A 24,049-nucleotide genomic window follows, 5' to 3' on the forward strand; every position below is an offset into this window, starting at 1 on the left:
TTTATCCTTTATTCTTGTTTCTGAAGAAAACAATTATCAACAGGGTGGCGGCAAGCGAGCCGAGGATGTCGGCAATCCAGTCGCCCCACTCCGCACTTCGGGATGCAAAGAAATATTTCTGCAGCAGTTCGATGCCGCCTCCGTAAAGCACGGGCACGAAAAACCCCCAGAAGACCCAGCGGAAAGCGGGGGGATTTCTTTTGTGCAACCGGTAATAATCGACCAGCGAGACGGCTGAAAGGAAAAAAAACATGCCAAAATGCACCAGCTTATCCCACGGAATACCTTCGGGCATGCCGGGTATCTGGGAAGGCGTGAGGAGACAGGTGGCAATGAAAATTAGCATCCCTGTGAACAAGGGCAGGAATGTATAACGCAGGAGGATCTTCATAAGCGAATGATTGAACTGTGAACGGCTGCAAAGATAATAAAAAACCGGTTGTTTTCGTTATGAGCCACGCGTACTTTGCCGGCAAAATGAAAAACAGGCTGCCGGAAGGGGTTTTTATAAACATATAAGAGCAGGGATTTATAAACATATAACTAAAACTACATTTCATTTTCATGAAAAATTTGTTCCTTTGCCATTCGATATAAGAAGGTGGGCAGGTGATCAGGCGGAAAGAGGATAAATTTATGAAATGAATATGAATCTATTAAACAATATGAGAAGAATCATTCTTTGTATGCTGGTGGTTTTTACAGTGCTGCAGGCGACAGCGCAGACGCCGGCTGAAGACAAAAATCAACGTTATTTCGACATCAACAAAAATATCGATATCTTTAACTCGGTACTGCGCGAACTGGACATGTTTTATGTGGACAGTGTAGAGGTGAACAATCTGGTACAGGGCAGTATCCGGAATATGCTGACACGGCTGGATCCCTACACGGAGTATTATCCGGAGGAGAACATGGAAGACCTGCAGTTCATGACGACTGGCGAATATGGGGGTATCGGGGCGATCATTTCCTCTAACAACGGACAGGTGGTGATCAATGAGCCGTATGAGGGACTGCCGGCGGATAAGGCCGGGCTGAAGGCGGGCGACGCTATCCTGGAGATCGACGGAAACGATATGCGGAAATCGACGGTAAAGGAGGTGAGCGACAGGCTGAAAGGGACACCGGGTACCTCCCTCGAGTTGACAATCCTCCGACCGGGTGAAAAACGGGAACGGAAACTGACGATACTGCGGGAGAAAATCGAGGTTGATCCCGTCACATACGCGGGAGTGACGGATGAGAAGATCGGTTATTTTCATTTCGGGAGCTTCACGACACGAAGCGCCGACCGGCTGAAGAAAACGGTGCAGGAGCTGAAAGAAAAGGGGGCGACGTCTTTGATCATGGACCTGCGTGGTAACGGCGGTGGCATTCTGGACGAGGCGGTGGACGTAGTGAACCTGTTTGTTCCGAAAGGGGAAGAGATCGTATCGACCAAAGGGAAGATGAAGCAATGGGACAGAACCTACCTGACCCGTAACCAACCGTTGGATGAGATCATTCCTATCGTGGTACTGATCGATACCGGGTCGGCATCGGCATCGGAGATCGTGGCGGGAGGGCTGCAAGACCTCGACCGGGCGGTGATCGTGGGTAACCGGTCGTTCGGAAAGGGTTTGGTACAAACGCCGCGCGACCTTCCATACGGAGGAAACATCAAGATCACCACATCAAAATATTATATTCCGAGCGGACGCTGTATCCAGGCGCTGGATTACTCGCACCGTAATCCGGACGGAAGCGTGGCACGGGTACCGGATTCGCTGACGAACGTATTTAAAACCCGGAACGGGCGTGAAGTGCGCGACGGGGGCGGAATTACACCGGATATTGCCATTCCTCAGCGTGCGGGAGGAACGATCGCATTCTACCTGATGGTGGACAACGTGATCTTTGATTATGTAACAGAATGGGTTCAGCAACACAAGGAGATTACCCCACCCAACGAGTTCAGGCTTGCGGAAAGCGATTACGAAATGTTTAAGGAATTTGTGAAGAAACGGGATTTCGAATACGATCAGTTGAGCGAACGTTCGCTTCAACAACTGAAAAACATGATGGAATTCGAGGGATACATGGATGTGGCGAAAGAGGAGTTCGCAGCGCTGGAGACGAAGTTGCATCCGAATCTGGAACGGGACCTGGAGCTGTTCAAAGAGGATATTACGAGCATCATTGAATCGGAGATCGTGCAGCGTTTTTATTATAAGAAGGGAGTATTGCTGCATCAACTGTCGAATGACAAGGTGTTCGACAAGGCGGTGGAGGTACTCCAGGATCAGGAGATGTATCGGTCGTTACTCCGACCGCTACCGGTAAAGGTGCCACCTGCAGGGGAAATTAAAGAGAAACTGCAGAATCAGTATTCGTGAATAAGAGCAAAGATTCACGAGCCAGACCTCAATAGTAAAGGACCAAGAACCCGGCGTCAGGAATCAAAAGTCAAAACAGCTTATAAACTAAAAGTGATAAGTGGAGGGTATACTAGTTGAGGTAGATGGAAGGAGAATAGAGTGAGAGATGCTTGGTGTAACTTGGACGAAACAAACGAATTACAGCCAGTTTAAATATCACACGAAGGGTGAATAAACAAAACAAATAAATAGCTGAAGATGATGTCTCTGGAATTTGTGATCCGATTGCTGGCAGCGACCGTAGCGGGCGGCACACTGGGGCTGGAGCGTGAATCGAATAACAAGAGCGCGGGCTTGCGAACAAACACGCTGGTAGCGGTGGGTGCCTCCATCTTCGTCATGATCTCCACCCGGATACTGGAGGAAAGCACGGGAGACCCGACGCGGGTGGTAGGACAGATCGTGACCGGGATCGGTTTCCTGGGCGCCGGTGTGATCCTGCACCAGGGCTCGAACGTGAAGGGATTAACCACCGCGGCCACGGTCTGGTGCAGTGCGGCGCTGGGATGCCTCGCCGGCTTCGGGATGTACTGGGAACTGGCGGCATCAACCCTTCTGGTGATCCTCATCAATACAGTATTCAAAAAGACGGATAAATGGTTTCCGGGGAGAAAACCCTGATCACAGTACCTGTGCAACGATGATGCCGGTACAGGAAGATTGGCCGGCACAGTACTCGCTAAGCGTCTTTTGTTCGATCACCACTTTTTTCCGTGCAGATGAGGCGTGAATAAAGGTGAGCCGGCCCCCTGCCTGAAAAGCAAATCCCATATGTGTAACGTCGAGACCGTCGATATCGGTGGTGAATGCAACCATGGACATATGGGGGATCCTTGGCGCCGTGACGGCGATATGCTCCTTAGGAAGATAGTAAAATCCGTCCCGACCATTGATATTATTCTCTATTGCCTGCATCTCCCCCCACAGCGTATCGTCGTTCTTTAGTTGCCTGTAGGCATCGCGGCGGGTGGTCATGAAATTGATGGTTTTCTTTTCGCAGATACCGCCCAGTCCGGCGGAACTATTTTTCAACAACCCTTTTTTTTCGTTGTCACAGAGCCAGTCGGAAGTATAATGCAGTCGAGAGACATAACCCTGCACGTTGCCATCCCGATAACGGATGTGCTGCAACTCGCCCAGGAAAGTATCGAAATCGGGTTTACCGGAACGGGCGGTGCGGGCCAGGGCGATGACCAACTCGACGAAAGTAGTACAATCGAACTCACGGAGATTGATTACCGGAACCTCTTCACCGGGTGTTTCCAACGTATGGGCAGCATAAGGGCTATCCAGAAAAAAAGCGGCTGTCTTTTCAAGCAGGCTGTCAGTCTGGGCCAATCGCCACGGACGGATGTAGGCAATATACCGGTCGAAGATTTTCCGGTCTTCGGGGGTATAAACCGCTTCCGGGGGTACGACAACGGTAGCGGCAGATGGAAGAATACCGGAAGGCGGAACGACGCCCGCCGACGAAGGGACAATGACAGTCGTCAGCACTACGGATAACGCCATGATCGGAAATACTATCATTAACTTTCTCACGTTCTCAGTTTTCAGATTCCTTTCCCAGACTCAATAAACTCAGTCGTTTTCAAATCTTATTACTCTGTTTTTAAAACAGGTAAATCCGTTATGACCGGGACGGAGACGTAGCTTTCGAGAGCAGAAAAGCATCCAGGAGGGTGATGGCTGCCATAGCCTCGACGATGGGGACGGCGCGGGGCAACACACAGGGGTCATGCCGTCCGCGGGCTTTGATGACCGTATCGTTGCCGTGGATATCCACTGTCTCCTGCTCTCTGAGGATGGTGGAAACCGGTTTGAAGGCTACGCGGAAATAGATATCCTGCCCGTTGGAAATACCTGCCTGAATACCGCCCGAATGGTTGGTACGGGTGTTTATCCTGCCGTTGTCATTGTAGAAAACATCGTTCACTTCGGAGCCGCGGGCGGTAACATTGAAGCCTGTGCCGTATTCGAAACCTTTGACAGCATTGATACTCAACATGGCCGAGCCGAGCATGGCGTGAAGCTTGCCGAAGACCGGTTCGCCCAGACCCGCGGGTGTCCCTTTGATCACACAGGTGATAATGCCGCCGATAGTATCGCCCTGATAGCGAACCTCCTGAATAAGCCGGATCATCTGCTCCGCAACATCGGGATCGGGGCAGCGCACAAAATTATCTTCTGTGCGGGAAAGGTCGTATTTCCTGTAATCGTTCTCCAGCGCGATATCGCCCACCTGCGAGGTATAGGCCTTGATATCGACAGGAAGATGCCTGAGATAGAGCTTCGCCACGGCACCGGCCACTACACGGGCAATGGTCTCGCGTGCGGAGGACCGCCCCCCGCCCCGGTAGTCACGGATACCATACTTCTCCTGATAGGTGAAGTCGGCATGAGAAGGGCGGAACGCCTCCTTGATGTTATCGTAATCCGACGACTGCTGATTTTCGTTCCTCACCACGAAGCCTATAGGGGCACCGGTGGTCTGGTTCTGGAATACCCCCGACAGGAATTCCACTTTATCGGCCTCTTTGCGGGGCGTAGTGATACGCGATTGGCCGGGGCGCCGCCTGTCGAGTTCCGACTGTATGAACTCCATATCAAGCTGCAGACCCGCGGGGCATCCGTCGATAACCCCTCCCACGGCTGCACCGTGTGATTCGCCGAAAGATGTCAATCTGAATATTTCTCCGAATGTATTCATTGTATGTCTCTTTTTATGTACCCCGACCACGAATAGACATCATCCTATCCTTGCAAGAAAGGCCGTCGGTAGGGTAATTGTCAGCAAGCGCAACCGCCTGAGCCGCAACCGCAACCGCCGCCCTGGCTTTCGCCGGGACCACACCCGCAGCCGTTTTCTTCACCGGAGCCGCAACCACCGGAACCGCAGCCGCAGCCACCCGCGAAAAGGGCGGCAATCTCTTCGGCAGAGGCTTCCCGCACGCCCGTAACAGTACCTTCGAAATGCATGATCTCACCTGCCAGCGGATGGTTGAAGTCCATGGTAACCACATCGTCACCGATAGAGACTACGGAGCCTACAAGCCGGTTGCCGGAGGAGTCCATCATGGGCAGGGTATTCCCTTCGAAAAGCACTTCCTCATCGATCTTCCCATCGATCTCAAAGATATTTTTAGGCAGTTCGATCACTTTGGTATCGTCATAATCACCATAGGCTTCTTCCGGTGTGAGCAGGAAAGAGAACGCATCGCCCTGTGAAAGCCCTTCGAGCTGTTTCTCGAATGCTTCGAGCATGGAGTTGGTACCGAAAATAAATTCCAGCGGTTGCTGGGCCGTGGCCCGTTCCATCAGTTCCCGTTCATCGCCTTCGCCTACATTAAGGTCATAGGCAAGGGTAACATATTTGTTGTCTGAGATTTGCATTATTTCTTATTTTAAATTTTTAATTTCCTGTTTTAGTATATTGCCCATGGGCATATTAATTAGTTGTAACAACTGAACAGCATCGTTGTTTAGGCATGCACTGCTTTTTTTAAATTTTTCAATCCCTTTTCGAGAAGGCTGCGCGAAGTGCCCACATTGAGCCGCATGAAGCCCTCGCCGCCCGGTCCGAACATGGCACCGTCGTTCAATGCCAGGCGGGCTTTTTCTATGAAGAGTTTTACAAGTTCCCGCTGCGGCAGGTTGAGCGCGCGGCAGTCGAGCCATACCAGGAAGGATGCTTCGGGCAGGATCGCTTTTATCTCCGGAATATTCTCTTTCAGATAATTCTTTACAAAATCAATATTTGCCTGCACATAATCGAGCATCTGGTCAAGCCACTCGCCGCACTCATCGTAAGCGGCACGCGTGGCAGTGAAAGCGAAGATGGTACCCTGCTGCAATTCACGCGGTTCGAGGTAAGCCAGGTATCTTTCCCTGGTCTTTTTATTAGGGATGACCGCAAAGGAACTGACAATACCGGCGATATTGAATGTTTTGCTGGGCGCCATTAGCGTGAGCGATATCTCCTCCGCTTGCGGGGAGACGGAGGCGAAAACGGTATGTTGATGTCCCGGCAGCGCCATATCGGCATGGATCTCATCGGAAACGACCAGTATCTTGCTTTCGTAGCAGAGGTCGGCCAGTTCTCTCAACTCTCCGGGAGACCATACTCTGCCACCGGGATTGTGGGGGTTGCAAAGGATCAGCATCTTGCAGTTGTCGGCGGAGACAATGCGCCGCAACCCTTCGAAATCCATTTTGTATTGTCCGTTTTCAAGGATCAGTGGGTTGTTGACCACCTCACGGCCAAGCGACTCGGTGACGATACGGAAAGGGTGATAAACGGGCGGCTGGATAATGATCTTGTCCCCTTTTGCAGTGAATTCATCGATGGCGAAGGCAAACCCTTTGACCACACCGGGAACGAAGTTGATATGTTCACCTTTTACTTGCCACCGGTGACGGCTCCCGAGCCAATTGACAATAGACCTCGTGTAGGCTTCCGACGGGAGTGTATAGCCGAAAACACCATGTTCTACGCGTTGCTTCAGCGCTTTTACGATAGCCGGCGGAGACTTGAAATCCATGTCGGCTACCCAGAGAGGGATGAGGTCGTCACGTCCGAAGACAGGTTTCAATTTTTCCAGTTTGACGGCATCACTACCCGAACGGTCTATGATTTCATCAAAATTATATTGCATAGTTTTTTCTTTTAGAGCCAGGAGTCAAGTACCAAGATTTCAAAATTTCAGGATTTCTTTATTAAATTGTCAAACCATGAAATCACCACATCCCCGTTCCATCGTACTACGTACTACCTCAGTAATAGACCGAGGGGAAAGGAGGATTGCTGCGCACCCTTCTTCCGCCGAAATTGAGCGATTCCACTGCAAATCCGATCATGAACTGATGAGAGATCATCCGGGTGGTAAGCTCATTCACGTGGGTGTTATAATAATCGCCCAGATAAGCGGCGCGCAGGGTGATGTTATGCACAGGCATATCCACCGAAAAATAGCTGCGCAATGCCTGCTGATTATGGAAAGAACCGAAATGGACGGTTCCTTTGTTATTTCCGAGCGTAAATATTTCGTAATAGGAATGTCCGTATTCGGGCGAAAAGAACATGCCGGAAAAGGGCGTGGCAAGCTGCCACCGGAAGGTAAAGATCTTCCAATTGTAGACGGCCAAGGCCGAAAGGTGGAGGTTCGTAGAAACCTTCAATGAACCGGGGTTGTTGGAGTTTCGTACATTGTATATGCCGCCCAGCGAGGCTTCCCATCCGCCGCCGCCGAAAAGCCTGAAATTGGGGGTTGCGAGGAGAGGATAGAATCCGGTGAGCCGGTAATGGATATTGCCGTAATACTCCGAAGCGGAAGCAGTAGGGTTCTTGGTGATAGCCGTCTGTATAAGGAATTGCTGTTGCAGGAGCAGGTTACCTCCGAAATACGGGGTTCCCTTGATACGGTCGTGCATGAGTGACATGCTGATACCGCTATACCTGAGGGGCGAAAGATAACTGTCGTTGAGAAACGCTTTGCCGATACCGAAAAGGGTAGACTGGTTGACAGGACTTACCGGCAGTATGGGGGACCGACTCTCCTGGGAGACCGTCACACAGAAAATACCGATCCATAGACTAAACAGTAGCGCTGTTTTTTTCATCCACAACTAAATTAATCAGAACAACTTCATCTGGCCCGTGATCTCGTCGCGTAAATCGGCATCGGAGATATCGTGTTCTCCGTTTTCCTCATTTTCCCCGTTCTCTCCATTCTCTCCATTATCCCCGTTCTCTTCTCCGATCTCCACTTTCATTGCCTGTGGTGGCTCTTCGTCTCGTTCGGGGAAGCGGGTAGGCTCCAACTCTTCCACTGTCTCCACTTCGAAGTTGGAGATACGCTTGCCTTTTGCCTTGTAGCTTTTTACCGTTATGAACTCCTCCACGTCGATCTCAAGCGGCTCGCGAAAATCATCGTGACCTCCAAAGATAGCTTTTACTCTCGGGAATACCGTATCCGTAAGCAAAAATAATCGGGAACCGGGGTTTTCACCGATGAAACGGAGCGGTTTTTCCGACGGTTCAAAGGTGAACCGTTTGAGATAGGCATATCCCTGATCGGTATCAAAGAGCGCCGCCGTCCAAACCTTGTTCTCATCGAACTTCCCGATATGGAGTATATTGGAGGGAAAATGGTTGGTGAGATCGAAATTGCAGATATGATAGGTGCCGTCGGTAGTGACCACGAGGATCATATCGTCGCCCTGGAACTCGCCGAGGTATTTGCCGCTGCCTTCATAATTGAGACGGAAGACATCGGGATCGAACCATACCTTACGGCCGCCGAGTGTCGAGACACCCTTTTGCCTGAGTTGGATGCGGTGTACCTCGACTTTGGTAAGGATATTTCCCATGGCCTGCCTCCCCTTGATCTCTATTTCACTGAAATCTTTCTCGAACTGAAGGATACGCATGCGGGGCTTGGGTTTCAGTATCACCCTGATGGTTTCGGCTTCGCCGTTGGGGTTGACACTGAAGTAGGCGACGCGTGAACCCGGCTTTCCCCGGGTGAGGTCATATTCCTTGTCGCGGTTGACACCGATGACAGCGAACCGCTTGAGGTAGTGTGGCGCTTTTTTCCCGTCGCGGTAGACCACATTATAAATGGTGCGTTTGTCGTTCCTTTTGAAGACGCCGGCATAGAGGATGCCTTTACCTACGAACATCTTGTCGCTCACCTTCACCACCTTGTATTTTCCATCCTTGAAGAAGACAATAATATCGTCGATATCGGAACAGTTACAGACAAACTCGTCTTTTTTCATGCCGGTACCGATGAAACCCTCTTCGCGGTTCATATAGAGTTTCTCGTTGGCTTCGGCCACCTTTGTGGCTTCGATGTTCTCGAAACTGCGTATCACCGTGCGGCGCGGGAAATGTTTACCATAGCGCTCTTTGAGCATCAGGAACCATGCGATGGTATAATCGACCAGATAGGCGAGATCGTGGTCGATCTCTCCGATCTCTTCCTTCAGTCTGGCGATCAATTCTTCCGACTTGTCGGAGTTGAATTTGAGGATACGCGCCATCCTGATCTCCATCAGCCTGAGAATATCTTCCCGGGTGACCTCGCGGAGGAAAATGGTTTTGTAGGGCTCAAGGCGCTTATCGATATGCGCCACGGCAATGTCCATGTTCCTGGCGTTCTCGAATTCCTTATCCTTATAAATACGTTCTTCGATAAATATTTTTTCAAGTGAAGCGAAGAGAAGCGCCTCCTGCTTTTCGGTTTTTTCGATCTCCAGTTCAAGGCGCAGCAGTTCACGGGTAGTATCGACCGAGGAACGCAGCACATCGCTCACGGCGAGGAAGTGCGGCCTGTTATCGTCGATGACGCAGCAGTTGGGAGAGATGCTGATCTCGCAATCGGTGAAGGCGTAAAGCGCGTCGATCGTTTTATCGGAAGAGACACCGGGCGCCAGTTGTACCTGGATCTCCACGTTTTGCGCGGTGATGTCGTCCACCTTTTTGATTTTGATCTTACCCTTGTCGTTGGCTTTGAGGATAGAGTCGACCAAGCCGGCTGTGGTTTTTCCATAGGGTATATCTTTGATGACCAACGTCTTGTTGTCCATCTTGGAGATGGTCGTACGAATCTTCACCGAACCGCCTCTTTCGCCGTCGTTGTATTTCTCCACATCGATATATCCCCCGGTTTGGAAGTCGGGGTAAAGTGTGAATTCTTTCTCCTGCAGGTAGTTCACGGCGGCATCGCATACCTCGTTGAAATTATGGGGCAATATTTTGGAAGAGAGCCCCACGGCGATTCCCTCAGCGCCCTGTACCAGGAGGAGGGGAAATTTGGCGGGAAGTGTAACCGGCTCTTTGTTACGGCCGTCGTAAGAAGCTTTCCACTCAGTGGTCTTCGGGTTGAAGAGCACCTCGAGGGCAAATTTATTGAGACGTGCCTCAATATACCGGGGCGCGGCTGCGCCGTCGCCGGTAAGGATATTTCCCCAGTTACCCTGACAATCGATCAACAGGTCTTTCTGGCCGAGTTGTACCAAAGCGTCGCCGATAGAGGCATCGCCGTGGGGGTGGTACTGCATGGTCGTCCCGATGATATTGGCTACCTTGTTGTAGCGGCCGTCGTCCATCCGTTTCATGGCGTGCAGGATGCGACGCTGCACCGGCTTGAGTCCGTCGGAGATGTGCGGCACGGCCCGCTCCAGAATTACGTAGGAGGCATAGTCGAGAAACCAGTTCTGATACATCTTGGAGAGATTGAGCGTGCTGTCGTCGCCCAGCCGTACCGGCACTTTGGAGCCGGAGAAGGACTCGGGGGAGAAAAGGGATTCATCCTCTTCCATGCTTTCATCTCTCTCTTTTATATCGTCGTCGTCAGGTAATTTAGGGGACATATATTTTATAATGTGCTAATTTATCAATATACTAATATGCCAATTAAATTACAAACCGGCAGAGCCAACAATCCCTTGCCTGTTAATCACATTGGCACATTAGTCATATTGGCACATCGGCATATTAAATTTTTGTTCAAAGATAACAATTTTAAGGAGAATTGCCAAATCAGAAAGTCCACTCTTCGGAAGTCTTCGCCTTGCCGGTATCAGCCGGCACCGTTACCTGGGTTTTAATAGGCTCTTTGGTATTATTCTGCACCCCTGCGCCTTTGTAATATTGCAATACATTGGGCATAATGGATTCAATGCGTGCGATACGCTTACTATCGGTGGGGTGCGTGCTCAGGAATTCAGGTACTTGCGCTCCGCCCGAACTTTGTGCCATCCTTGTCCAGAAGGAGACTGCAACTCGGGGGTCATAGCCGGCTATGGCCATCAATATCAACCCGATTTCATCGGCCTCATACTCCTGTGTGCGGGCATAAGGCATCATCACTCCATATTGCGCTCCCAAGCCGAAAACGGTGCTTCCCAACTGCTGCATGGCCTGTGAATTCCCCAGAAGCCCTCCCGCTATGGCGCCTCCGTATTGCAGGGCTACCTGCTGGCTCAACCTTTCACTGGAATGACGGGCAATCACGTGCGCTATCTCGTGGCCTACAACCACTGCCAGCGCCTCTTCGGTCTGGGTTACAGGGAGCAGGCCGGTATAAATGACCACCTTACCGCCGGGCATGGCGAAGGCATTGACACTGTTCTCTTTCACTAAATTAAACTCCCATGTATAATTCTCGAGTTCTGACGCATAACCATTGTTAGTATAAAAGGTTTTTACCGCATTGGCGATCCGGCTGCCGATGCGGCTGACCATCTGCGCATTGGGAGTGCCCCTTTCAACAGGCGCCGTACGCATAAAGTCCTGGTATTGTTGCAGGCTCAATGCGATAACCTCTTCATTGGATACCAACTGCAACTGCCTTCTTCCGGTAAACGGCACGCTTCCGCATGATTCGAGCAGCAGCGCCGCCACAAATATCACGAGCGTAAATTTTATTGTTCCTTGTAATTTCTTTTGTTCCATAGTTCTTATTGTTGATTATAGATAGTTTTCCTCTGTCTGTCGGATCGCCTTAAATCTCTCAGACAAGCAAAAGTAATTAAAATTTCGCAAATATATAAGAACACGGATGAGTAAAGCAAGCGCCGGATAAATTAAGTTGCCATTCAAAGGCATACTTTATTTATGAAGTTTGGGCATGTTCCAATAGTTCATACTCTTTAATCTTAGCCTCGCATACACATTTTGTGATGTTCCTTAGCAATTCGACCTTTGGGAGAAGCGCATCAATATCGTCTTTTGTAACATCGAACTCAGAATTGTAACGGGCCTGAACATATGCTGCTTTAACAAGGTTGAATAACCGTTTCTCGTTTGCCGTATGACGTGGAAATACTAAAGCAAATTCAGGGGAATATGATTTAACCGAAGATGATAGTTTACTTAGATTACGTGTAAGGTGATCCGATGTGAATCCCCATAAAAAAGGATAGCCCGTCAATAATAGTTGACAAGCTACCCTTACCATATGGTATTGTGCGAGATTTTCGCTTTTTACTTTCTAAGCCTGTTGAGCGATCGTACCAGCACTTCATCGGCCCCTATCCTGCGGATGGCAAGGAAGGTGAGGATGATAGCGATAACCGGCATAATGATCCCTACTCCCACTTTCTGGAATCGGAGATCCTCCACAGAATAGAGTTGATATACGATAAATCCGAAATAGAGGTAAAACCCTATCATCAGGATAATATTAAAAATAGAGAGGCGTATCTGCAACATCCTGTTTTTATAAAGAAAGATAGTGAAGAGCGCCACTATGGAACTGGCGGCACCTATCACGAACAGGCCCCACGTGGAGTCGTTAAGTTGACCATTGAGGTAGACACCCATCGCCTCGAACACCGCCTGATCGGCATTGTAAAGGAATACGGCAAGAGGCGTTGCGGCAGCAATCAGCATAGCCGCCGACGCCAACAGGAGGAAAACCGATTGGATACGTTGCAACATACTATCCGAACATTTCTTTTTCTTTAGACGGATTACGGTAATAAATATCCGCGTCTTTCCACTCTTCTATGGCCAATAGGGAAGGCTTGGGCAGTTTCTCGTAAAAACGGGAGATCTCTATCTGTTCATGATTTTCGAATACCTCTTCCAGGTTATCGCTGTAGGAAGCGAATTCCTGGAGTTTAGCATCGAGATCCTGCTTCATTTCGATGGCCAACTGATTGGCCCTCTTACCGATAATCATTACCATTTCATATACGTTGCCCACCGGCTCCGACATTTTCATTACATCCCGTGTTTCGGTGTTGGTGCTTGCAGCAATTTTTTTGTAATCCATTTTTTTATTATCTGTCTTGATTTTTCTGTTTTCTTATTGATCAGGTGGTGGGAAGCACATCTATTTTCCCCTGTGCTTCGCGGTAATATTTATCGGCCTCAGCCATATATTTACCTTCGGGGAATGAGTTTTTATAGTTGAAATATTCATCGACCACCATGCGATACCGTTCAGGTTGTGTCCGTAATGTACTATTCTGCGCATACTCGAAGCGGGCGCGCAGGATGGTAATCTGATATTCCTCCAGATATTTGGAGAAGGGATAACTCTTCATCCCTTCACGGGCGGTAATGACCGCCGATTCGTAATTATTCCCCCTATAATTCCCGAGGTGGAGATAGAGTTGGGAGGCCAGCAACTCTTTATAGGCCAGCTTTTCCTGCAGTTCGAACAGGTAATTCTTCGCCTGTTCGGCCCTTTCGGTCTGCGGATAGCGTTCGATATATTTCTGGAATTCTGAAATGGCCGTGTAGGTTTTCGTCTGATCCAAACGGGCGTCGGGCGAATCGAGGTACATACCGTAAGCCGAATAGAAAAGGGAGGGTTCGGTATATGTTCCGTTGGGATAGGTGTTATAGTAAGTCGTGAACCACTGCGTGGCCGAATAGTAATCTTTCGAGTTATAATGGCTCTGGGCCAGGAGATAGAGCGACTCTTCGGCCTCTGAGGTCCCTTTCATAAAGGAAACCAGCTCTTCGAGCAGTGTGATGGAACGGTTGTATTTTCCCTCCTCGAAATACTTTTTGGCATAACTGTATTTCAAGTCTCGGTCGGTACTTTTCAGAATTTTGTTGTACTCGTTACAGGAACTCGATATCAAAGCGAGCAGTAAAATAAAACAGTACGTTTTCGTTTTTATTCTCATTACGTCACAAGTGGATTTTAAAGTGCAAATTTACTGAATCTTTCTCATTAATATATAAGGGAGCATGAGTTTTTATTCAATTTTAGGATTTCATAGGATTAAAATTATTTATTTTCAAAGGTATCATATGGAACTCGCTTTTAATCATGTTCACTAAAGTCAGACTTTTTCTCGCTATGGCATAGTCTAAGCAAGCTTATCCTCTGCTCATTTAGCTTAACGAAAAAGTGCCAGGGGGAGAACAGTTCTCATACTCGTTTCGATGCGATAAAATTCAGGATACTGTCTACATATTTACGGTCGTTGGAGAGTTTGGGCACTTTGTTCTGTCCCCCCGCTTTTTCTCTGTATTTCATCCAGTTGTAGAAAGTATTTTTTTCCATAACCTTCACAACCGGCATACCGAGTGAAAGGTTATAGGAGCGTTTTGCCTCGTAGTCTGAATTGAGCCGCTTAAGGCTCTCGTCGACAATACGAGTGAATTCGGCGATGCCTCCGGCCGGCGCGGTATCGAACTCGATGAGCCACTCGTGCGCCCCGTTGTTATGTTCCCCGAAATAGACCGGCGCCGCGGTGTATTCGGTCACTTTCGCGCCGGTACGGCGGCAGGCTTCATCAATGGCTTTGTCGGCATTATCGATGATCAGTTCTTCACCGAAAGCATTGATGAACTGTTTAGTACGTCCTGTAAGTTTGAAAAGGTAAGGCTCCGTGGAGGTGAACTGAAGGGTGTCTCCTATCCGGTACCGCCAGAGGCCTCCACTGGTGGTAATCACCACGGCATACTGCTTACCGGTCTCCACCCCGCTCAGGGGAACAGCGGCAGGATTTTCCTTGTCCCACTCCCCGGCAGGAATAAATTCGTAATAGACCTCGTTATCCAGCAACAGCAGCATATCTTTGGAGCGGGGTGAGAACTGTACGCCAAAGAACCCTTCCGAAGCGTTGTAGGTCTCCCAGTAACGCATCTTTTCCGAGGGGATCAACTTCTCATACTGTTCCTGAAAAGGAAGGAAGCTGACACCGCCATGGAAAAACACTTCGAGCCGGGGCCATAGCGCAGGGATAGAACATCTGGTCTCTTCCACGATCTTTTTCAGGAGGACCAGCATCCAGGAGGGCACCCCCGCCATAGCGCGGATATCGGCTTTGACAGCATAGTCGGCCAGCTTTTGCAGTTTCTCTTCCCAGTCGGGCAACAGGGCAATACTTTCGGGCGTCCTTTTTCTTTTTGCCGCTACCGGGAGGTTCCTCATCATGATGGCAGAGATATCGCCCGTGTAAATATCACCCCCAATGCGGTTGATTTGCCGGCTTCCTCCCAGCACCAATGTTTTACCCAATATGAATGCAGTATCGGGATGATATTGGGCGTAGATCCCCAACATGTGGTAGCCGGCGCGGTAATTGCCCTTATATAAAGATTCTTTGGTGACAGGGATATATTTGCTTTTGTCTTCGGTAGTGCCCGACGACATGGCAAACCATTTCACAGGAGTGTCCCAGAGCACATTCTGTTGTTTATGCAGGATTATTTTATCGAGGTAGGGACGCAACTCTTCATACGTGATGACCGGTACCCGGGAAATGAAATCGTCGCGGTCGCGGATGGTTTGGAAGTTTTTTTCTTTTCCGTAGAGTGTATTCTGTCCATGTTTGAGCAAGTAGTGAAGGGTTCTCTGTTGTGTTCCCAACGGATCTTCTACAAATTTCCTCACCGGGGTGTAATAACCGGAGAGTATGGAGCGGGTTATTTTCTGAAGCATTTCATATGATTAAAACCATTTATTTTCAAAGTATCATATGGAACTTGCTTTTAATCAATTTCCTGAGTCTAATGAGGTGCATGCTTGTTTCATACGATAATATTTATTTCCAACACTAAGGTCGTATGGAACTCGCGATAATCATATTATTGTGTAAAAATGATCTACATGCTCGTTTCATATGAATTGAAACGCAAAGGTAATCATGAGTTTCGGAAATCCGAAAAACAAAGTCACAATTTAATTAAAAAACGGTTGTTCACCCCATGCGGCTTATCTTATGAAGCCTCTCCTCATCGATGATCTTTATTTTCCTGCCGTCAATGGCAATAATGTGTTCGTTTACAAAGTTGGAAAGAGTTCTGATGGCGTTGGAAGTGGTCATATTGGAGAGGCTGGCCAGGTCTTCGCGCGCCAGGTAAATATTGATGGTAGCGCCATCCTCCTCCAGGCCGTAGCTCTCCTTCAGGGCCAGTAATGATTCCGCCAGCCTTCCCCGCACATGTTTTTGCGTAAGGTTGACAACCCGCTGATCGGCAATGCCAAGGTCGACCGACAGCATCTGGATGAAGAAAAGGGCCAGGTTACCGTTCTTACGCAGGAACCTTTCTATCAGCTCCATGGGGATCATGCAAACGGTACAGAACTCGAAAGCCATGGCGGCGGTCACATAATTTTCGCGGGCAAAATAAGCCCGGTAGCCGAAATACTGTACGGGACGTATGATCCTGATAATCTGGCTTCGGCCCCCTACCCCGCTTTTGAATATTTTCACCTTTCCATTGAAAAGACACATCAGTTCTTTGGGCGTATCCTCTTCAAGATAGATCAATTCATTTTTTTTAAAATGAACTATACGGGCATTGTGGCGCAAAATCTCGCGTTCAGTGTCCGTCAGCATCCTCCATATATCAGGTAATGTGGATGATAAATCGATTACATCTTTTTTCTTTCCGGCCATGAATGTTCTAGAACTATGTTCTAAAACACAAATATACCGGTTTTTTTATAAATGACAGAAAAAAATTATCTTTTTTCCCCGAAAAGGTTCGAAGACAATTTTTTCGGAAAAAAAAACGTAAGTTTGGAGAATATAAGATTCGCCTCGGAAAAACTCAAGCAAGCTTGGCTTTTCTCCCGGCTTTCACTATATTTGTAACCTGTAAAAGATGAAAGGGAAAGTCGCCGCATATATCCTGTTTCTGTTTGTTGTTTCCTTCAAAAGTTTCGCCTTACAGACGGAACTGCCGGTAGATACCGTTATGAAGAGGGCAATGAGTGCCGCTGAGAAATATAACGATCTGGTAGAGAGTTTCTCGGCGGATATATATACGCGTACTTATGTAGAGACCGTGAAAAAGAATTTCCTCTATAAATACACCCATCTGATTCCCCGGTTCGTGCTGCACGACCCTCACAATGAAGCGGCTGTGATTGAGACCATCAGCGATTTACGGTTCGATTACCCGAATAACTACGTACAGGATATACGGCATGTGACCGGCACGCTTACCGGCAGGAAGGATATCGACATGATACCGTTCGAGTTGCTGAACATCAATATTTACGGTGAAACCACCAACGATGAAAGTTTCTTCATGCCTATCAGGTTCAGCACATCGAAATATTACCGTTACAGCCTGACGCGCACCTTTACCGAGAATGAAAAAACCTATTACAGCATCAACTTCAATCCCATTTATGAAAACAGCAAACTACTGGAGGGAACATTCATTATAGAGAAGGGAACCTGGCGCGTGGTCTCTTTCAGGGGTGAAGGGATCGGTATTTTTTCCGATTTCTCGTTCGAAATGGATATGGGAGACGAGTGGATCACTAACTATTTACCGGTGCGGTTCACTATCTATGAAACGGCATCGTACCTGGGGAATATCCTGGCAAGCAGGCATCTGGCAACTATCAACTACAAAGAGATACAGCTCAGGCAGGTTACGGAACCGGTCCGATCGCTCAATATCAGCGACTTCTACAGAGTAAGGCTGGACTCGGTGCCGCTGCGGAGCGACTCCGTTTTCTGGAATAAACACCGTCCCATACCCTTACAGGCTATGGAGAAGGATGTGCTGGCGCGACATCAGCAACGGCAGGCGGAAGAAATAGTCCGGAAAGCCAACGGAGATTCTCTCCGCAGCCCCAATATAGCACAGCAGGTGGCGCAGCGTATGGTGATGAATTCGAGCTACGAGTACCGGTCGACTGCGATCGGTTATTCGGGATTGCTCAACCCGCTGATGGTCGGATATACTTCGCATGACGGTGTGACCTACCGCCAGAAACTATCTTTTAACTTCGACCTGAAACATAACCGTACCGTGGGAATAAACGCTTTTGTAGGGTATATGTTCCGCCATAAAGAGTTCTTTACAGACCTGACCACCACATGGAACTATAATCCTTACCGGTTGGGAAGCGCCACCGTTTCCATCGGGAACGGCAATCCTACCTATAGCTCTTTGTTCGTAGACCAGATACAGGACAGCCTCAACAACCGGGGGATCAACTTTGAAGATATCTCCGTGAAATACTACAGGGATTATTATCTGAAATTGTTTAACACGCTTGAAATAACCAACGGCCTTCTGCTACAGACCGGTATCGATTACCATATCAGGAAGAGTAAGGACAACATGAGCAAGTTGCGCTCCGCCACACCCGACAGTGAACCGATCGAAGATATGTTCGGCACCCGCAAATCATTTGCCCCCTTCGTACGTATCAGCTGGACCCCGCAGCAATATTACCGGTACGACGGACGGCAGAAGATCTATGAACGCTCGCCTTTCCCCACCTTCAAGCTGGAGTTGTCCCGAAGTTTCCAGCATATTCTGGGGAGCACCTCGGAATACAACCGCATTGAGTTTGATATCAGCCAGAATATCCCGTTCGGATTGCGACACTCGCTCCAGTATCACGTGGGTGCGGGCAAGTTTATCAACCAGAAAACGGAATATTTCGCCGACTTTGTCTATTTCTCCAAAAGCAACTTCCCCGAAAACTGGGACGATGGTCTGGGCGGCATTTTCAACCTGCTGGGCCGTGACCTCTATAATGCGTCCGACTCATATATCCAGGCGCATGCCATGTTTGAAACGCCTTTCCTGATACTGAAAAATATTCCGTTCGTGTCAGACTTTGCCGAAAATGAACGGATCTACCTGAGTCATCTGTATACACCGCAGATCGTCTCCTATAGCGAACTCGGGTATGGCATCGGCAACCGCTTTTTCAATGCAGGCTTCTTCTGCTCGTTCCACAAGGCAGCGTTCAGACAATTAGGAGTGCGCGCCGCGTTTGAATTCTAAGAAAGGGGTTAGGTGCCTCCTGGCGGAACTGGCTGATCAATAGAATCTCCCTGTTGGGATGCAACACCGGTCTGACAAAAAACAGCCCAGCACCATAACATTTTCTGGTAAATTTATATAATTTTCAAAATACTATCCACAAAATAAAAAATTCAGCGGAGTAAAAAACCGTTTTATAGAGGAAAACCGGAGCCAGAGGGGTGTATAGGGGATATGGGATAAAGAATGAGAGAGTTAAAATAAAATTTAGTATATTTGCAGTCTAAAGCATTTGAAAGTGTACAACAACCCCCATTTCGTTAAGTGAGAGCGGAAACAAAGCTTGCTTTGGATGCCGCACGCAGAAATAGTTTAAATTTATTGAAAAGTTAAACGGCTGATGATCTGTTTTCCCAACGCGAAAATCAATGTAGGGCTCCATATTGTTTCCCGCCGGACAGACGGCTACCACAATCTGGAGACCATTTTTTATCCTATCGGGCTGAAGGATGCATTAGAAATCATACCTGCACCGGAAACCGGATTGGAAAGACCGGCAGAGGTTCCGGGCTCTGCCGGAAGTACCGGATCAACGGCGGCGGGCCAGGGACTTTCTTCCCGGAAGTTCCGTTTTTTTCAAACCGGCATTCCGATCGGGAACGCTCCGGAAAATAACTTAGTGATCAAGGCGCTGAATCTGATAGCAGCAGAAAAAAAACTCCCGGAAATAGATATCCACCTGCTTAAAAAGATCCCGTCCGGTGCGGGATTGGGCGGCGGCTCCTCAGACGCCGCTTTTATGCTCGGGCTGCTCAACGATACTTTCAGTTTAGGATATTCAAAAGAGGAACTGATATTGCGGGCCGCCAGCCTGGGGGCCGATTGTCCTTTCTTTATCCTGAACCGGCCCGCTTTCGCTACCGGCACCGGCGACAAACTGGAACCCATAGAGTTAAACCTGAGCAACTATACGCTCCTGTTGGTAAAACCGGATATTATGGTTTCCACCAAAGAGGCTTACGCGATAATCACCCCTCAAAAACCGGATTTGCCGCTGAAGGAGATCGTCCGGAAACCGCCGGAAACATGGAGAGAACTGCTGAAAAACGACTTCGAGCCTCCTGTTTTCAAAAAATTTCCCGAAATTTGCAGGATCAGGCAGCAGCTTTATGAAATGGGAGCTGTATATGCTTCCATGAGCGGGTCGGGATCGTCGGTCTTCGGTCTTTTTGAGAAGGAACCCGCTTGGCAGGGGGTATTCAGCGGACATTTCGTATGGAGTGACAAGGGAGAATGTGACTGATGTGACGAATGTGACAAACAGTCCTGGCTCTTGGCTCTTAAAGTCTTTGTTCTTGATTCTTTATTCTATTAAATATGAGACGACATTCTTTTTGTTACATCATTGCCGCACTATTGCTGGTAATAAATGCAAAGGCACAGCAGCCGCTGATGCCGCAGAAGCTTTATTCTTTCGATCCGATCCCGGTACGGAAGCCGGTAATGCTGGATAGTGTGAACCTTGACAACACCGCCTTTTCGGACGAACAACTTCTCTCCTATCCTGTCTCTTTTCCGGGACAGGAACGGTTTGCCACTGAACTGACCCCGGACACGGCCGGATTTTTTACTCTTCCGAAACCGCAGCAGGGAGAGGCGTTGCAGTTGTTTTCCCTGTTTGTCTCCGGCGACCGTTACGGCAAGGGAAAGATCACGGTGACATCGCCCAATCCGCTGGAGTTGTGGGTCGATAACGTGAAACGGGCGACCAAGACACAGGTGAACGACAGCCTGCACCAAGCGGGATCGGTGGATACGAACCTGAACGGATTTACCAACAATACGCGCATTGTGATCAAGATGCTTACCTCGGCAGAGTATAAGGCCGACCCTGCCGTGAAGATCGGGTTGAAACCCGATGAGAAAGACTCCCTGCTTACCTATACATTTAATAATACAGACAAACGAAGGATCAATATAAAAGATATTCTGGAAGGGAAAAGGGTAAACAGCGCATCCATCTCACCCAGCGGACGGTTCGTGCTGCTGAGCCTGCGGGAGACCCAACCCGGCGGCAACGGCCGCAATTATACGGAGATCTACGATGCAAAACAAAAACGGACGATCCTTTCGGAACCAGGCGACAGAACACAACTGAACTGGATGCCCAAATCGGACCTGCTCTACTATGTGGCCGACGAGAACGAGGAACGGACGCTCTACACACTGGATCCGCTGACGGCGGAAATAAAAATCATTGCCGAAGGGCTGCCGAAGGAGAATTTCCATATGGCTCCCGACGAGCAATCGCTCTTCTTCTCTTCAAAGAAGAGTATCACCCTCAGCAATCCCGGCGGACTGAAACGGTTGATCGGGATCGACGACAGGCAATCGAGCTACCGCGACCGTTACTACCTCTACCGGCATTTCTTCGATACGGGACTTACACAACAACTCACTTTCGGACGGAAGACGGCATCGCTCAACGATGTGACGAACGATATGAAATACCTGCTCTTTTCAACCTCCGAAGAGGATCTCTCGGAACGTCCTTTCCGCAAGAGTTCGCTCTATAGGCTGGATATGGAGACCATGGAGGTAGATACCATCTGGAAAGATGAGGCTTTCGCCTACTCCGCCCAATTCTCGCCCGACGGGAAACAACTGCTGATCCATGGCGCTCCCGAAGCATTCGGCGGTATCGGGCTTAATATCAAACAGGGGCAGATTGCCAACAGCTACGATACACAGTCGTTTATTATGGATCTGTCCACTAAACGGGTGGATCCGGTGACCAGAAATTTTGACCCTACCATCAGCGCACAGGAGTGGAATCCACAGGATAACTACATCTACTACCGGGCGGAGGAAGGCGACCGTGTGAATATGCACCGCTATGATCCGCAACGAAAAAAATTTGATAAATTACCCCTCAAAGAGGATGTGATCCGCTCGTTCAATATTGCCGAAAACGCAGCATGGGCGACCTACACGGGCGTGAGCACATCGAACTCGAACCGGAGCTATCTGCTGAACCTGAAAACGATGGAATCGATCCTGATCTCGGATCCCTATGCGGAACGGCTGAATAAGCTGGAATTGGGTGAGGTAAAGGATTGGCAATTCACCAGCTCATCCGGCGACGTCATCGAGGGACGCTATTATCTGCCTCCCCACTTCGATCCGCAGAAAAAATATCCGCTGATCGTTTATTACTACGGCGGAACGAGTCCTACGGCACGGACCTTCGAAAGCACTTATCCGCTACATGTCTATGCCGCCCAGGATTATGTGGTCTATACACTGCAACCGAGCGGAACCACCGGCTACGGGCAGGAGTTCTCTGCGCGCCATGTGAACGCTTGGGGCGACCGGACGGCCGAGGAGATCATAGAAGGAACCAAAGCATTTGTTGCCTCCCACCCCTTTGTGGACGGAACAAAGATCGGCAATATCGGCGCATCGTACGGCGGCTTTATGACGCAGTACCTCATCACCCGGACCGACCTGTTCTCCGCTTCGGTATCGCATGCCGGCATCAGTAATATCACCAGCTACTGGGGCGAAGGGTACTGGGGTTACTCTTATAGTTCAGGAGCAAGCGCGGGAAGTTACCCCTGGAACAACCCTGATCTCTATGTGAAACAAAGCCCGCTCTTTCATGCCGATAAGATCAAGACCCCGTTGTTATTGTTGCACGGCACAGCCGACACCAACGTGCCTATCGGTGAAAGTATACAGATGTATAACGCCCTGAAGCTGCTCGGCAAGGAAGTGGAATTTATTCAGGTGGAAGGTGAAAACCATGCTATCTACGATTACGACAAACGGATCGCCTGGAATAACGCTATCTACGCCTGGTTCGCCAAATGGCTGAAAAAAGACCCCCGCTGGTGGGATTCGATGTTCCCCAATGAATAAGGTGGAACGGCGGTTTATTGATTTAACGATTGGTTAATTTCATAATTTAACGATCCTGAAATCTGAAATATTGAAATATACAATATGGATCTGAAAAAACTTTGCAATGAGGTAAAAGAACTTGCACTCTCTACGGGTGCATACCTGAAAACGGAGCAGGCTGCCCTGAAGAAGAAAGATATTGAATTAAAGGGAGCCCGCAATTATGTGACCTATATCGATAAAGAGGCGGAGAACCGGTTGGTAGAGGGATTGAGCAGGCTGCTTCCCGAAGCGGGATTCCTCACGGAAGAGGAGACGGTGGTGTTTGCACAGAGAGAGTACACATGGATCATCGATCCGCTGGACGGCACTACCAATTACGTGAACGGCGACTCGCCCTTCTCGTTAAGCATTGCCCTGATGAAAAGAAAAGAGATTATCCTGGGTGTGGTATATGATCCGCTGGCCGAACAAATGTACTGCGCCGCGGAAGCAGGAAAAGCCTTTTTGAACGATATTCCGCTGGAAGTGAGCAGCCACTCCACCCTGGAGAACGGATATATCGGATTCGGCATCCCGTACAGTCTGAATGAAAGGGGGGAACAGATACTCAGGAATGCCATGAAGCAGTTCCGCCAATGCAGTTTCCGCATCAAGGGATCGGCGGCCCTGGAGATCTGTTACGTGGCGGCAGGGATCAGCGACACTTATTTCCATAGCGGTCTCTCACCGTGGGATGTGGCTGCCGGAGCATTTATCCTACAGTGCGCCGGAGGGAGATGTTCCGATTTTTCAGGCGGCGACAACTACATTTTCGGCAGGGAACTGGTAGCTTCGAACGGCGCCCTCCATCAGGAAATTATGGAAACCATCATAAACGGGAATTAATGTGAACAAAATAGATTATTTTTGTTTCTCTTTTTTACCGATCCATTCAATATTTATATATATACGGCGATGACAACAGATATTAAGCAAATAGGCGAACGGATAAAAGGGTTGCGCGACG

At 49.0% G+C, this 24,049-nt stretch carries 19 protein-coding genes; 6 read left to right on the forward strand and 13 right to left on the reverse strand.

Annotated elements, in window-relative coordinates; all coding sequences use genetic code 11:
• Window position 1: 1 nt before the first annotated feature.
• A complete protein-coding gene (locus Q0502_RS00615; RefSeq protein ID WP_298645937.1) occupies window positions 2-391 on the reverse strand; it encodes a VanZ family protein in 390 nt (129 codons plus the stop codon).
• A 256-nt stretch (window positions 392-647) separates the two neighbouring features.
• Here Q0502_RS00615 and Q0502_RS00620 point away from each other — a divergent pair, with 256 nt between their 5' ends.
• Entirely contained in the window at window positions 648-2,378 is a 1,731-nt protein-coding gene (locus Q0502_RS00620) for a S41 family peptidase (protein ID WP_298645939.1), read from the forward strand.
• A gap of 240 nt (window positions 2,379-2,618) precedes the next feature.
• Window positions 2,619-3,041, forward strand: coding sequence for an MgtC/SapB family protein (locus tag Q0502_RS00625; protein WP_298645941.1), 423 nt, complete (start codon window positions 2,619-2,621; stop codon window positions 3,039-3,041).
• Here Q0502_RS00625 and Q0502_RS00630 read toward each other — a convergent pair whose 3' ends face one another.
• From Q0502_RS00630 to Q0502_RS00685, 12 genes are all read right to left on the reverse strand, one after another.
• Window positions 3,042-3,950, reverse strand: a complete 909-nt coding sequence (locus Q0502_RS00630) for an N-acetylmuramoyl-L-alanine amidase-like domain-containing protein (protein ID WP_298645945.1) — start codon at window positions 3,948-3,950, stop codon at window positions 3,042-3,044. It abuts the gene before it with no gap.
• Window positions 3,951-4,050: 100 nt separating this feature from the next.
• On the reverse strand, window positions 4,051-5,130 hold the full coding sequence (aroC, locus tag Q0502_RS00635) for a chorismate synthase (protein ID WP_298645948.1): 1,080 nt from the start codon (window positions 5,128-5,130) through the stop codon (window positions 4,051-4,053).
• An 80-nt stretch (window positions 5,131-5,210) separates the two neighbouring features.
• Entirely contained in the window at window positions 5,211-5,813 is a 603-nt protein-coding gene (locus Q0502_RS00640; RefSeq protein WP_298645951.1) for an FKBP-type peptidyl-prolyl cis-trans isomerase, read from the reverse strand.
• 89 nt (window positions 5,814-5,902) lie between these two features.
• Window positions 5,903-7,075 carry a PatB family C-S lyase gene (locus Q0502_RS00645; protein ID WP_298645953.1) on the reverse strand — a complete coding sequence of 391 codons (1,173 nt, stop codon included), beginning with the start codon at window positions 7,073-7,075 and terminating at the stop codon, window positions 5,903-5,905.
• 118 nt (window positions 7,076-7,193) lie between these two features.
• Window positions 7,194-8,039 carry a DUF3316 domain-containing protein gene (locus Q0502_RS00650; protein ID WP_298645955.1) on the reverse strand — a complete coding sequence of 282 codons (846 nt, stop codon included), beginning with the start codon at window positions 8,037-8,039 and terminating at the stop codon, window positions 7,194-7,196.
• Between the two features lie 15 nt (window positions 8,040-8,054).
• Window positions 8,055-10,796: a DNA gyrase/topoisomerase IV subunit A gene (locus Q0502_RS00655; RefSeq protein ID WP_298645957.1), complete on the reverse strand. Its 2,742-nt coding sequence runs from the start codon at window positions 10,794-10,796 to the stop codon at window positions 8,055-8,057.
• 169 nt (window positions 10,797-10,965) lie between these two features.
• Entirely contained in the window at window positions 10,966-11,880 is a 915-nt protein-coding gene (locus Q0502_RS00660) for a M48 family metallopeptidase (RefSeq protein WP_298645960.1), read from the reverse strand.
• Window positions 11,881-12,411: 531 nt separating this feature from the next.
• A complete protein-coding gene (locus Q0502_RS00665) occupies window positions 12,412-12,867 on the reverse strand; it encodes a DUF4293 domain-containing protein (protein ID WP_298645964.1) in 456 nt (151 codons plus the stop codon).
• A gap of 1 nt (window position 12,868) precedes the next feature.
• Window positions 12,869-13,204, reverse strand: a complete 336-nt coding sequence (locus Q0502_RS00670; RefSeq protein ID WP_298645967.1) for a DNA-directed RNA polymerase subunit omega — start codon at window positions 13,202-13,204, stop codon at window positions 12,869-12,871.
• Window positions 13,205-13,244: 40 nt separating this feature from the next.
• Window positions 13,245-14,069 carry an outer membrane protein assembly factor BamD gene (gene bamD, locus Q0502_RS00675; RefSeq protein ID WP_298645970.1) on the reverse strand — a complete coding sequence of 275 codons (825 nt, stop codon included), beginning with the start codon at window positions 14,067-14,069 and terminating at the stop codon, window positions 13,245-13,247.
• A 248-nt stretch (window positions 14,070-14,317) separates the two neighbouring features.
• Window positions 14,318-15,835 (reverse strand): GH3 auxin-responsive promoter family protein, encoded by a 1,518-nt coding sequence (locus tag Q0502_RS00680; RefSeq protein WP_298645972.1) that lies wholly within the window; start codon window positions 15,833-15,835, stop codon window positions 14,318-14,320.
• Between the two features lie 259 nt (window positions 15,836-16,094).
• The gene (locus Q0502_RS00685) at window positions 16,095-16,796 is read right to left on the reverse strand and encodes a Crp/Fnr family transcriptional regulator (protein WP_298645973.1); all 702 of its coding nucleotides are present in this window, start codon (window positions 16,794-16,796) and stop codon (window positions 16,095-16,097) included.
• 208 nt (window positions 16,797-17,004) lie between these two features.
• Between Q0502_RS00685 and Q0502_RS00690 the strand changes: the two genes are divergently transcribed.
• The 4 genes from Q0502_RS00690 to Q0502_RS00705 all read left to right on the forward strand — a co-directional run bounded on the left by Q0502_RS00690 (window position 17,005) and on the right by Q0502_RS00705 (window position 23,928).
• Window positions 17,005-19,158 carry a DUF5686 family protein gene (locus Q0502_RS00690; RefSeq protein ID WP_298645975.1) on the forward strand — a complete coding sequence of 718 codons (2,154 nt, stop codon included), beginning with the start codon at window positions 17,005-17,007 and terminating at the stop codon, window positions 19,156-19,158.
• Window positions 19,159-19,537: 379 nt separating this feature from the next.
• Window positions 19,538-20,440: a 4-(cytidine 5'-diphospho)-2-C-methyl-D-erythritol kinase gene (gene ispE / locus Q0502_RS00695; protein WP_298645977.1), complete on the forward strand. Its 903-nt coding sequence runs from the start codon at window positions 19,538-19,540 to the stop codon at window positions 20,438-20,440.
• A gap of 74 nt (window positions 20,441-20,514) precedes the next feature.
• On the forward strand, window positions 20,515-23,058 hold the full coding sequence (locus Q0502_RS00700; RefSeq protein ID WP_298645979.1) for a S9 family peptidase: 2,544 nt from the start codon (window positions 20,515-20,517) through the stop codon (window positions 23,056-23,058).
• Between the two features lie 84 nt (window positions 23,059-23,142).
• On the forward strand, window positions 23,143-23,928 hold the full coding sequence (locus Q0502_RS00705) for an inositol monophosphatase family protein (protein WP_298645982.1): 786 nt from the start codon (window positions 23,143-23,145) through the stop codon (window positions 23,926-23,928).
• Window positions 23,929-24,049 lie beyond the last annotated feature (121 nt).

Source organism: uncultured Proteiniphilum sp. (assembly GCF_937873925.1).
Taxonomy (GTDB): Bacteria; Bacteroidota; Bacteroidia; order Bacteroidales; family Dysgonomonadaceae; genus Proteiniphilum.

Bases quoted from the DNA above. Each gene is read 5' to 3' on its own strand.
- bamD (WP_298645970.1), bottom strand. From the start codon at position 14,069: ATGAGAATAAAAACGAAAACGTACTGTTTTATTTTACTGCTCGCTTTG.
- Q0502_RS00625 (WP_298645941.1), top strand. From the start codon at position 2,619: ATGATGTCTCTGGAATTTGTGATCCGATTGCTGGCAGCGACCGTAGCG.
- Q0502_RS00645 (WP_298645953.1), bottom strand. From the start codon at position 7,075: ATGCAATATAATTTTGATGAAATCATAGACCGTTCGGGTAGTGATGCC.
- Q0502_RS00680 (WP_298645972.1), bottom strand. From the start codon at position 15,835: ATGCTTCAGAAAATAACCCGCTCCATACTCTCCGGTTATTACACCCCG.
- Q0502_RS00700 (WP_298645979.1), top strand. From the start codon at position 20,515: ATGAGACGACATTCTTTTTGTTACATCATTGCCGCACTATTGCTGGTA.
- ispE (WP_298645977.1), top strand. From the start codon at position 19,538: ATGATCTGTTTTCCCAACGCGAAAATCAATGTAGGGCTCCATATTGTT.
- Q0502_RS00655 (WP_298645957.1), bottom strand. From the start codon at position 10,796: ATGTCCCCTAAATTACCTGACGACGACGATATAAAAGAGAGAGATGAA.
- Q0502_RS00665 (WP_298645964.1), bottom strand. From the start codon at position 12,867: ATGTTGCAACGTATCCAATCGGTTTTCCTCCTGTTGGCGTCGGCGGCT.
- Q0502_RS00685 (WP_298645973.1), bottom strand. From the start codon at position 16,796: ATGGCCGGAAAGAAAAAAGATGTAATCGATTTATCATCCACATTACCT.
- Q0502_RS00705 (WP_298645982.1), top strand. From the start codon at position 23,143: ATGGATCTGAAAAAACTTTGCAATGAGGTAAAAGAACTTGCACTCTCT.
- Q0502_RS00650 (WP_298645955.1), bottom strand. From the start codon at position 8,039: ATGAAAAAAACAGCGCTACTGTTTAGTCTATGGATCGGTATTTTCTGT.
- Q0502_RS00630 (WP_298645945.1), bottom strand. From the start codon at position 3,950: ATGATAGTATTTCCGATCATGGCGTTATCCGTAGTGCTGACGACTGTC.
- Q0502_RS00620 (WP_298645939.1), top strand. From the start codon at position 648: ATGAATCTATTAAACAATATGAGAAGAATCATTCTTTGTATGCTGGTG.
- Q0502_RS00670 (WP_298645967.1), bottom strand. From the start codon at position 13,204: ATGGATTACAAAAAAATTGCTGCAAGCACCAACACCGAAACACGGGAT.
- Q0502_RS00615 (WP_298645937.1), bottom strand. From the start codon at position 391: ATGAAGATCCTCCTGCGTTATACATTCCTGCCCTTGTTCACAGGGATG.
- Q0502_RS00640 (WP_298645951.1), bottom strand. From the start codon at position 5,813: ATGCAAATCTCAGACAACAAATATGTTACCCTTGCCTATGACCTTAAT.
- aroC (WP_298645948.1), bottom strand. From the start codon at position 5,130: ATGAATACATTCGGAGAAATATTCAGATTGACATCTTTCGGCGAATCA.
- Q0502_RS00660 (WP_298645960.1), bottom strand. From the start codon at position 11,880: ATGGAACAAAAGAAATTACAAGGAACAATAAAATTTACGCTCGTGATA.
- Q0502_RS00690 (WP_298645975.1), top strand. From the start codon at position 17,005: ATGAAAGGGAAAGTCGCCGCATATATCCTGTTTCTGTTTGTTGTTTCC.